9 protein-coding genes and 1 pseudogene are annotated in these 9863 nt (G+C 54.1%); 9 read left to right on the forward strand and 1 reads right to left on the reverse strand.

Features of this window, described 5'->3' with window-relative positions:
• Positions 1-116: 116 nt before the first annotated feature.
• Positions 117-1802, reverse strand: a complete 1686-nt coding sequence (locus tag WG929_RS20635; protein ID WP_416207572.1) for a sigma 54-interacting transcriptional regulator — start codon at positions 1800-1802, stop codon at positions 117-119.
• Positions 1803-2045: 243 nt separating this feature from the next.
• Here WG929_RS20635 and WG929_RS20640 point away from each other — a divergent pair, with 243 nt between their 5' ends.
• From WG929_RS20640 to WG929_RS20680, 9 genes and pseudogenes are all read left to right on the forward strand, one after another.
• Entirely contained in the window at positions 2046-3323 is a 1278-nt protein-coding gene (locus WG929_RS20640; RefSeq protein WP_416207573.1) for an ABC transporter substrate-binding protein, read from the forward strand.
• Between the two features lie 56 nt (positions 3324-3379).
• Complete coding sequence (locus WG929_RS20645; RefSeq protein WP_416207574.1) at positions 3380-4276, forward strand: SphA family protein; 897 nt, start codon at positions 3380-3382, stop codon at positions 4274-4276.
• A gap of 17 nt (positions 4277-4293) precedes the next feature.
• Positions 4294-5010, forward strand: coding sequence for an ABC transporter ATP-binding protein (locus WG929_RS20650; protein WP_416207575.1), 717 nt, complete (start codon positions 4294-4296; stop codon positions 5008-5010).
• A 44-nt stretch (positions 5011-5054) separates the two neighbouring features.
• On the forward strand, positions 5055-5747 hold the full coding sequence (locus WG929_RS20655; protein ID WP_416207576.1) for an ABC transporter ATP-binding protein: 693 nt from the start codon (positions 5055-5057) through the stop codon (positions 5745-5747).
• Positions 5748-5749: 2 nt separating this feature from the next.
• On the forward strand, positions 5750-6610 hold the full coding sequence (locus WG929_RS20660; RefSeq protein ID WP_416207577.1) for a branched-chain amino acid ABC transporter permease: 861 nt from the start codon (positions 5750-5752) through the stop codon (positions 6608-6610).
• A gap of 26 nt (positions 6611-6636) precedes the next feature.
• The gene (locus tag WG929_RS20665) at positions 6637-7602 is read left to right on the forward strand and encodes a branched-chain amino acid ABC transporter permease (RefSeq protein ID WP_416207578.1); all 966 of its coding nucleotides are present in this window, start codon (positions 6637-6639) and stop codon (positions 7600-7602) included.
• 4 nt (positions 7603-7606) lie between these two features.
• Positions 7607-8590 (forward strand): LysR family transcriptional regulator, encoded by a 984-nt coding sequence (locus tag WG929_RS20670; protein WP_416207579.1) that lies wholly within the window; start codon positions 7607-7609, stop codon positions 8588-8590.
• 260 nt (positions 8591-8850) lie between these two features.
• Complete coding sequence (dmpE, locus tag WG929_RS20675; RefSeq protein ID WP_416207580.1) at positions 8851-9636, forward strand: 2-oxopent-4-enoate hydratase; 786 nt, start codon at positions 8851-8853, stop codon at positions 9634-9636.
• A gap of 25 nt (positions 9637-9661) precedes the next feature.
• Positions 9662-9863: pseudogene (locus tag WG929_RS20680) on the forward strand (acetaldehyde dehydrogenase (acetylating)); the annotation flags it as partial.

Below are 9863 nucleotides of genomic sequence, written 5' to 3' on the forward strand. Positions count from 1 at the left end.
CAGTGATGTCGAGCACTTTGACTGGTCGTCCCATGGTTTGCCTCTGCCTGAAAATGCACTCCTCAAAGTAGACTATAACCACTCATATAAATTCTATTTATTTTTGTTAAGGGACACTAGCGGCTCTTCAGCCGGTAGTTCAATTGCGACCGGGTGAGTCCCAGTAGTCGGGCGGCCTGGCTTATATTCCCTGCGGTTTTTTTCAGTGCGGCGTTGATGATGCCTTCTTCGTGGCGGCGCAGGTCAAATTCGCTACTGAGCAGTTGTTGATAATCGATATTGGATTGTCCCGGTTGGCCAATGTAGCCGCCATCGGTCAGGCCGTTGTTAGTGTCCTGGTGTTGGTCTGGCCGGGTCAGGCTGGCGGGAAAGCTATTGGCATCGATCTGGTGATTGTTGTCAGTCAGGATCACCCCGCGCTCGATCATGTTTTCCAGTTCGCGGATATTGCCGGGCCAGTCGTAATGCAGAAGGGTTTGCATGGCAAGATCGGAAACCCCCAGGGCATTTTTGTTGTAAAGGCCGTTGTATTTGCGGATGAAGTGTTCAACAAACAGCGGAATGTCTGCCTGGCGTTGTCGCAGTGGCGGAATGTCGACTGTAAAAACGTTGAGCCGGTAGAACAGGTCGGCGCGAAATTTGCCGTTATCGACCGCACTCTTGAGATTTTCATTGCTGGCGGCAACGACCCGTACATCGATGGCAATGGAGTGGGTGCCACCGACCCGTTCCAGTTCCCCTTCCTGTAACACCCGTAAGAGTGCGGCCTGAGCCTTGGGAGATAGCTCGACCACTTCATCGAGGAAAATAGTACCTCGGTCCGCGCGCTCGAATTTGCCCTGGCGGCTTTCGTGGGCACCGGTATAGGCACCCTTGTTGACGCCAAACAGCTCGGCCTCGATCAGTTCGTGGGGAATGCAGGCGCAATTGACGGCGACAAACGGAGCGCTCTGGCGCGGCGAGCTGTTGTGTAATTCTCGCGCCATGACTTCCTTGCCGACCCCGGTTTCTCCTTGCAGCAAGACGGTGGCTTTGCTTTCAGCGGCTTTTTTCAACAACGTCAGGGCGTCGAGGAAGGCCGGTGACTGGCCGACGGAGCCGGTAATGTGGTCACTGCGGTGATGGGGTGAATCGGTTACTTCCCGTAAATGGGAGAGCTGCTGGCGCAGGGCAAACAGCTCATCGGCGACAGGGTCAGGCAGCAGCATGTTTTCCAGTTCCATGCGGTCTTCCCATTCATCGACGGGTTTACCCACAATGCGGCAGTGGGCATCACCGCAGGCTTTGCACAGGGTTTCCTTGAAAACGATTTTTTGCTGCATGTAAAAGGTGGTGAAGCCGCTGGCATAGCCCAGCAATGTCCAGCAGACGGGGTCGTCGGAGAGGCCAAATTGCTTGATGTGTACTTCGGCTTCGTAGGAGTCGAACCAGTCCATGGTGCAGGAAAAGTGGCCAGATTCGACGTCGAAGTCGAGTTCAACTGGCGTCACTTTGACCATGCCCTTGATGCTGTGCAGCTGCGGGCCAACAAAGTAGGCGTCCTTGGTGGACAGATCGGGGCGAATACGGGACACCAGTTCGGCATCCATCCAGCCGGAGTGGTAGCCAAATCGCATCAGGAAAGCACGGGTTCTGTCTTGGCCCAGGGTGGTAATCAGCTCTTTGCGTAATAGTCCCATCACCGCGGAATGAATCAACAGCATGCGGCTTTCGCTCAGCCAGATTTTACCTTCCTTGGGGTCAAAACGTATCTGCGACAACAAATCTGAGTTGTCTGGCAGGGTCAGGGATTGTTTGGACATCTTATTCTTCTTGTATTTATCAGCGTCCTGATACTTGCACAAAGCGGTCTGGCTCGCCATGTCATATCGGCCCGTTCCTGGCCTTTTCGATGAGACCTCAAATTATACCCCATGAGTATAGTTAGAGATAAATTCAATATTGGACGGCTAGCGGCCCGTTGGTGAAATATGTCGGCATTCAGGTGCTGGCTGCAGTGTCTGAATTCATACGATCCTAACAATAATAAGTAAGAGGTAGGCTAAATGGTCGACAAGAATCGCCGCTCGTTTATCAAAACATCATTGCTGGCTTCGTCGGCGGTATTGGCTACCGGTGGCGTCCCCCTGGTTCAGGCCGGGCGAAACAATACTTTTAAAATTGGTTATGTCAGTCCGCAGACCGGGCCGTTGGCGGCCTTTGCCGAGCCGGATATGTTTGTGCTGCAACAACTTCGTGAGCTAACCAAAAACGGCATTATGTCGGGCGCTAAAAAATACAGCGTCGAGATTATTTATAAGGACAGCCAGTCCAGTGCCAACCAGGCCGGTAATGTCACATCGGAGCTGATTCTGCGTGACCGGGTTGATTTGGTGGTGGCTTCCTCGACTCCGGCGACGACCAATCCGGTGGCGGATCAATGTGAGGTCAACGGTGTTCCCTGTATCACCAATGATGCTCCGTGGCAGCCTTATTTCTTTGGTCGCAAGGGTGATCCGGCGGTCGGTTTTGACTGGACCTATCACTTTTTCTGGGGCTTGGAAGACGTTATCGGCTCCTATTCCAATTTATGGGAGCAGATTCCTAGCAATAAAACCATCGGTGCGCTGTGGCCCAACGATGAGGATGGCAACGCCTGGGGCGATGATCAGCGAGGCTTTCCTCCAGTGCTGAAGCAGAAGGGTTTCCAGGTGGTGGACCGTGGTCGTTTCCAGTCGCCGATCAATGATTTTTCTTCGTTTATTTCTGAATTCCGCAAGCGCGATGTGCAGATTGTGACTGGCGTGGTGCCACCACCGGATTTTGCCAACTTCTGGAATCAGGCCGGTCAACAGGGCTTCCAGCCAAAGATTGTTACGGTGGCCAAGGCGACGGAGTTTCCGCAAGCCATTCGTGCCTTTGGTGATCGGGCCGAAGGGTTGACGGTGGAGCTGATGTGGAGTCCGGCTTATCCGTTCCAGTCGACTCTGACCGGTCAGTCTGCCGCTGAGCTGGTGGCCAGCTATACCGCCGCAACCGGCGTCCCCTGGACGATGCCTCTGGGTCTGAAACATTCGTTGTTTGAAGTCGCGATTGATGTGTTGAAGCGGGCCGGTGGCAAGGATCCGGAAGCGATCCGCAACGCCATCAAGACTACGGATCTGGACACCATCGTTGGCAATATTAATTTCCGCAAGGGGCCGGTGCCCAATATCAGCAAAACACCGCTGGTCAGCGGCCAATGGCAAAAACGTGCGAACAAGCTGGAACTGGTGGTGGTTGAGAACAGCCAGGCACCGATGATTCCGCTGCAAGCCGAATTACTGCCGATCAAGTATTCGTGAGAGCAACTCCCGAAGTACGCAAGCAAAACAACGATATAACAATAAGAACGGAGAAGATGATGATCAATACCCGGTTGATTCTATGCACTCTGGCTGCAGCACTGGCTGCGAATTCTGCCATGGCGACGGAAGGCGGTGGTTCCAGTTATCCAGTGGGCGCGGAGAACTATACCTGTTGCGCAGTGCCACCTCCTGGCATGTACGGCATTGTGTGGGCACAGCATTACAGTGCTGACAAGGCGGTCGACAATAACGGCGATACGGTCACACCGGATGATTTCAAGGTGACTGCCAATGCCATTGTGCCGCGTTTTATCTATGTGACCGACAAGCAGTGGCATGGCGCATCGGTTGCCTTGCACGGGATTTTACCGCTGGTGGATCTGGATGTTCATGTCACTGACGGTGTGGAGCAGAGCAAATCCGGGCTGGGGGATGCGACGGTCGGTCTGGCCTTTGGCTGGCACCACAGTCAGGCATTACATTCGCTGTTTGCCATTGATGTGATTGTGCCAACCGGTAGTTACAAAAAGGACGATATTGCGAATCCTGGTCGTAATCATTGGGCCATCCAGCCGGTATTGGGGGTGAGTAATATGAACCCTCATGGTTTCAACTATGACCTCAAGGCGATGTGGACCTACAACCTGGAAAACAGCGCCACATCCTACCAGGACGGTCAGGAATTGATCTTCGACTATGCCCTTGGTTGGGGTCTTGGCGATCGCTGGGTCGCCGGTATTGGTGGTTATGTGTACCAGCAGGTCACCGACGACACTCAGGATGGCGATACCGTGGCAGACAACCGTGGCAAGGCACTCGCGGTTGGCCCATCCGTGCGTTATGACTCGGGAACTGGCTGGTTCGCAACCTTCAAATACCAGCAAGAAACCCAGGTGAAAAACCGCGCCGAGGGCAGCACCCTCTGGATCAAAACGGTCTTCCCGTTCTAACGCAATGAGTAACTGACATGTTGTTGAAAGTTGAGCAAGCCTGCAAGAGCTACGGTGCTTTGCAGGTCACGCGGAACGTATCGTTTGATGTCGCAGAGGGAGAAACGCTGGGGATTCTCGGGCCAAACGGCGCGGGCAAAACCACCTTGTTTAATCTGATTTCCGGGGATGCCGCGCTGGATCAGGGAGCCGTGTATTTCAACGGTACGGATATCACCAGGCTGAAGCCTCATCAGCGCTGCCGTACGGGTATCGGACGCAGTTATCAGGTGCCGCATCCGTTCGGCAATATGTCGGTGTTTGAGAACCTGGTCACCGCCGCCTGTTTTGGTGCCCAGGTGACGGAAAAGGAAGCCTGGCTGATTGCCGAAGAGGTGCTGGAATCGACGGATTTGCGTGCCTACGCCAATCAGCCTGCGGGCAGCCTGACTCTGCTTAACCGCAAGCGGTTGGAGCTGGCGCGGGCGTTATCCACCCGACCGCGCTTGCTGCTGCTGGACGAGATTGCCGGAGGGCTGACCGAACACGAAGCCCAAGAGTTGGTGGACGAACTGAAACGCATCAAGGCACAGGGCACCACCATGATCTGGATTGAACACGTGGTGCATGCGCTGCTATCGATTGCGGATCGTTTGCTGGTGATTGATTTCGGCAAAAAACTGGCCGAAGGCAAGCCGCAAGAGGTGATGAACGATGCCGAAGTCCGCCGCGTTTATATGGGGATCGACGCATGACCAATGGGATAACGAATACCGTAACTAATAGCATAATCAATAACGTGATCAATGTTACTGGACTGAACGCTTTTTATGGCGATGCCCAGGTACTGTTTGACGTCAACTTCTCGCTGTCTGAAGGCGAGGTGGTCGGCATTCTGGGTGCCAACGGCGCGGGTAAAAGTACTTTTATGAAGTCTCTTACCGGGCTGGTAAAGGTGGCACCGGAGTCCATTACTTTACGCGGCAACGCCCTTGGCGGAATCGCACCGGGTGACATCGTGAAGCAGGGCATTGCCATGGTGCCGGAAGGGCGACGACTGTTTGCCAGTATGACGGTAGAAGAAAACCTATTGATGGGGGCCTTTGCCAAGCGTAAAGGCAAGTGGAACCTGGCTGAAATTTACCGGCTGTTTCCGATTCTGCAAGAAAAACGGAATAACCCGTCAACCTCTTTATCGGGCGGCCAGCAGCAACAGGTCGCGATTGGCCGCGCACTGATGAGCAACCCTGACATCCTGTTGTGTGACGAAATCTCGCTGGGTCTGGCACCCATTGTGATTCGTGAAATTTACGACGCCCTGCCATCGATTATCGCCGATGGCATGACCGTGGTGGTGGTTGAGCAGGATGTAATGCTGGCGCGGGAATGTGCGCAGCGGCTGTACTGCTTTCAGGAAGGGCGGGTGGCACTGGAAGGTCGCAGCGACACTTTGACCCGCGACCAAATCACTGAGGCCTATTTCGGTATCTGATTATGTTAGAAGTCATTATTCATGGGGTATTACTGGGCGGTTTGTACAGCCTGTTTGCACTCGGACTGTCACTGATGTTTGGTGTCATGCGTCTTACCAATATTGCCCACGGTGATCAGATTGTGATCTCCGGTTTTATCGGCATTGCCATTGCGTCGGTAGTGGATATCAATCCGTTTTTACTGATTCTGTTTCTGGTGCCTTGCGCGCTGGTGAGCGGTTATGCTTTTCAGTATTTCGTACTCAATAAAACCATCAGCAAGGATCCCTTGCCGTCGCTGGTGATCACCTTCGGGTTGTCGATCATTGCCCAGAATCTGCTGCAGGAAATCTTTTCCGCCAACCCGCAATCACTCGACAGTGGTGGCCTGAATACACTGGGTATCAGCCTTGGCAACGATACCGTGGTGGGTGTGTTGCCATTGATTATTTTGGGTTGCGCCATCGGCTGTACCTTTGGCTTGCAGTGGTTGTTTACCCACACCGCGATTGGCCGGGCCTTCCGGGCGGTATCGGACGACCGTGATATTGCCGAGCTGATGGGGCTTAGCAGTGCCAAGGTGTATTCGATGGCGACAGCGATTGCGTTTTCGCTGGTGGCGCTGGCTGGTCTGTTCCAGAGCATGCGTACCACGGTGGCACCCACCGATGGCCCGTCGCTGCTGTTGTTTGCCTTTGAGTCGGTGATTATCGGCGGCATGGGGTCGTTCTGGGGCACTTTTCTCGGTGCCATGACGCTCGGCCTGGCTCAGCAAATCGGCTTTTATTTTGATCCCGGCTGGGGCATCTGGTTTGGCCACCTGGTGTTTATCCTGATCCTGGCATTCAAGCCCAGTGGTCTGTTCCCCAAAACCAAGGGCTGATGCAGGCCGCGTACGGAGAAGAATGTATGAACAAGAATATTTTGCTTGCGGCGGTGCTGGTTGCCGTTGCTGTCATTGGTGGCACCATGCCCCTATGGGGGGATTCGTACTGGATGTACGAGTTTGTGAACGTCGCCTGTCTGTTTATTTTCGCGATGATGTGGAACCTGATGGCCGGTTACGGTGGCATGGTGTCGGTCGGCCAACAGGCTTTTTTTGGGCTGGGTGGCTACTTTATGCTGGCACTGGCTAATCAGGGCGGTATCAATCCGTTTGTGGCCATTGTGCTGGCGGCACTGGCGACGGCGCTGGTGGCATTGCCAGTGTCGAAAATCGCCTTCCGGCTGCACGGTGGCTATTTTGCCATTGGCACCTGGGTGATTTCTGAAGTTATCCGTCTTACCGTCGCCAATATTGACGCCGTGGGCGGTGGTTCAGGCACCAGCCTGACAGCCTTTCGCGGCGTCAGCCGGGCCTTCCGGGAAAGTGTTACCTACTGGGTTGCATTGGCGGCAGTACTGGTCACCATTGTCGGTATCTACCTGTTTTTGCGCAGTAAGCAGGGACTGGCGTTGCAAGCTATTCGTGACAGTGAGGTGGCGGCCGAAAGCCAAGGTATTAATGTTGCCCAGATGAAACTGGCGGTTTATATCATCGCCGCGCTGGGCTGTGGCCTCGCTGGTGGTCTCTACTTTGTCAGTAATCTGCGTATCAGCCCGGAAGCAGCGTTCAGTGTCAACTGGACGGCGTTCGGTATCTTCATCGTGATGATCGGCGGTATTGGTCGCATCGAAGGGCCGCTGATTGGCACGCTGGTGTATTGGCTGATCGACCATTACTTCAGTGATTACGGCACCTGGTATCTGATCGGTCTGGGGACACTGGCGATTCTGATGACACTGTATGTACCGGGCGGCATTACTGGTTTGGCGCACCGGTTGACGGGGATGGACGTGTTAGCGACCCGTCGTGTACTTAAAAGCGTCGGGTAAACCCATGTCAAAGCAGACAGAGGGCGGCCCAATGGCGCTGGCGGCACCGGTTAACTGGTCTGCCGAGAGGGACTTCGGCAGTGCCGGGATGGTGAATTATCAAGACCTCTACTATTTTGTCGTGGTGGTCGAGAAGGGCAGTCTTATTGCCGCTGCCCGTTTTCTGAATGTTCCGTTATCGACTTTAAGCCGGAGAATCCAGGGCTTTGAAAAAAGCCTTGGTTATAAGCTGATCCATCGGACCGCCAAACATTTTGGCCTGACCGAGTCTGGAGTAAGGTTGTATGACAGTGTGCAGGGGGTAATCCATGATCTGGAAATGCGGGTTGATGGCGTTAACAGTGAGCTGTCGTCACTGTCTGGCGAGATCAAGATTACCGCGCCGATTGCCGTTGGCCATCATTATATCAAGCCGCTGGTCTTGGGGTTTATGCAGCAAAACCCCCGCGTATCGGTGGAATTGTTGTTATCCAATGACCATTCTGACCTGGTAAAAAACAGCATTGATATCGCCTTCCGGCTCGGCCCGATTACCCTGAACGACTGGATTTCGCGGCCGCTGATGAAAGCGCCGGTCATGCTGTGTGCGGCGGCGGATTTCGATTTTGGTGCCCGTTATCCTGAACATCCCTCGCAACTTGCCTTGCTGCCACTGATTGCCACCCGTGGTTTGCCTGTCTGGCGTTTTAACCAGGGCGAGGAGTCAGTCTCTTTTGTCCCCAAAGCCTATTTCAGAACCGATGAAGCACGGCTGGCGCTGGATATGGTGCTGGCAAAAGTCGGCCTGGCTTGCCTGCCGGAATACCTGATTGCGGAGGCGCTGGCCAGTGGCCATTTGCAGCTACTGCTGCCTGACTGGGGTGCTGGATACAAACAGGTCAATATTATTTATCCACATCGCAGTAGTTTGCCGACAAAAACCCGAGCCTTTATTGATTACGTGATCGCGAGATATGAACCGCTGAAGGATATGGCACTGGTCTCCTAGTCGTTTCTAAAGGTGCTCTCATAGGTGGGATCTCGTGTTTCAAATTTAGTCGGTTGAGCAGAATCGACTGAGGAGTACATTGGGTCGTCAAGGCGGCACCATGACGCTCCGGTTGGGCGAACGGGCAATTAAATAACTCTAAATGGTGTATCCGTCGAACCGCGCACCCGTTGCCGTCGTCTTTTGATACACCCAAATGCAGGCAGTATTCAGCGGTCGCGCTACTGCTGATTTATTCACCGAGATGGATGATATTTTTTATGAATGAAGCTGATATCAAGCAAGCGGGAGACGAGCTGTATAACGCGCTGGTTACCCGTACCACGCTGCGCCCGCTGACGGAGCGCTATCCTGACATCACCATCAAGGATGCCTACCACATTTCACTGCGCATGAACGAGCGCCGTATCGAGGCCGGTGAACGCATCATTGGCAAGAAGATCGGTGTCACCTCCCAAGCGGTGCAGAACATGCTCAACGTGCATCAGCCGGATTTTGGCTACCTGACCGACAAGATGGCATACAGCCAGGGCCAAGAAATGCCCATCAGTGAGCTGATGATTCAGCCCAAAGCCGAAGGTGAAATCGCCTTCGTGCTGAAAAAAGACCTGCTTGGCCCCGGCATCACCAATGCCGACGTGCTGGCGGCGACCGACTTTGTGATTCCGTGTTTCGAAATCGTCGATTCACGCATTGAAAACTGGCAAATCAAGATTCAGGACACCGTCGCCGACAACGCCTCGTGCGGCCTGTTTGTGCTCGGTGATACTGCCGTCAGCCCGCTGGATGTTGACCTGACCACCTGCGGCATGGTGGTAGAAAAGAACGGCTCCATCATCAGTACCGGTGCGGGTGCTGCGGCGCTGGGTTCTCCGGTGAACTGTGTTACCTGGCTGGCCAACACCCTGGGTGAATTCGGTATTCCGCTGAAGGCCGGTGAGGTCATTCTGTCTGGTTCGCTGGTACCGCTGGAACCGGTTAAAGCCGGTGACTTTATGTCGGTAACCATTGGTGGCATCGGTTCTGCCTCTGTTCGTTTCGTATAAGCGTTAGACTCAGCGAGGAAATGTTATGTCTAAAAAATTGAAGGCCGTGATCATCGGCCCAGGTAACATCGGCACCGACCTGCTGATGAAAATGCAACGCTCCGAGTGGATCGAACCGGTCTGGATGGTGGGCATTGACCCGGAATCCGAAGGCCTCAAACGCGCTGCGACCATGGGCATCAAAACCTGCGCCACCGGGGTTGATGGCATTCTCGAACAGGTGATCG

This window comes from Oceanobacter antarcticus (genome assembly GCF_044962685.1).
Classification (GTDB): Bacteria; Pseudomonadota; Gammaproteobacteria; order Pseudomonadales; family Oceanobacteraceae; genus Oceanobacter; species Oceanobacter antarcticus.

Bases quoted from the DNA above. Each gene is read 5' to 3' on its own strand.
- WG929_RS20645 (WP_416207574.1), top strand. From the start codon at position 3,380: ATGATGATCAATACCCGGTTGATTCTATGCACTCTGGCTGCAGCACTG.
- WG929_RS20650 (WP_416207575.1), top strand. From the start codon at position 4,294: ATGTTGTTGAAAGTTGAGCAAGCCTGCAAGAGCTACGGTGCTTTGCAG.
- dmpE (WP_416207580.1), top strand. From the start codon at position 8,851: ATGAATGAAGCTGATATCAAGCAAGCGGGAGACGAGCTGTATAACGCG.
- WG929_RS20635 (WP_416207572.1), bottom strand. From the start codon at position 1,802: ATGTCCAAACAATCCCTGACCCTGCCAGACAACTCAGATTTGTTGTCG.
- WG929_RS20640 (WP_416207573.1), top strand. From the start codon at position 2,046: ATGGTCGACAAGAATCGCCGCTCGTTTATCAAAACATCATTGCTGGCT.
- WG929_RS20665 (WP_416207578.1), top strand. From the start codon at position 6,637: ATGAACAAGAATATTTTGCTTGCGGCGGTGCTGGTTGCCGTTGCTGTC.
- WG929_RS20660 (WP_416207577.1), top strand. From the start codon at position 5,750: ATGTTAGAAGTCATTATTCATGGGGTATTACTGGGCGGTTTGTACAGC.
- WG929_RS20670 (WP_416207579.1), top strand. From the start codon at position 7,607: ATGTCAAAGCAGACAGAGGGCGGCCCAATGGCGCTGGCGGCACCGGTT.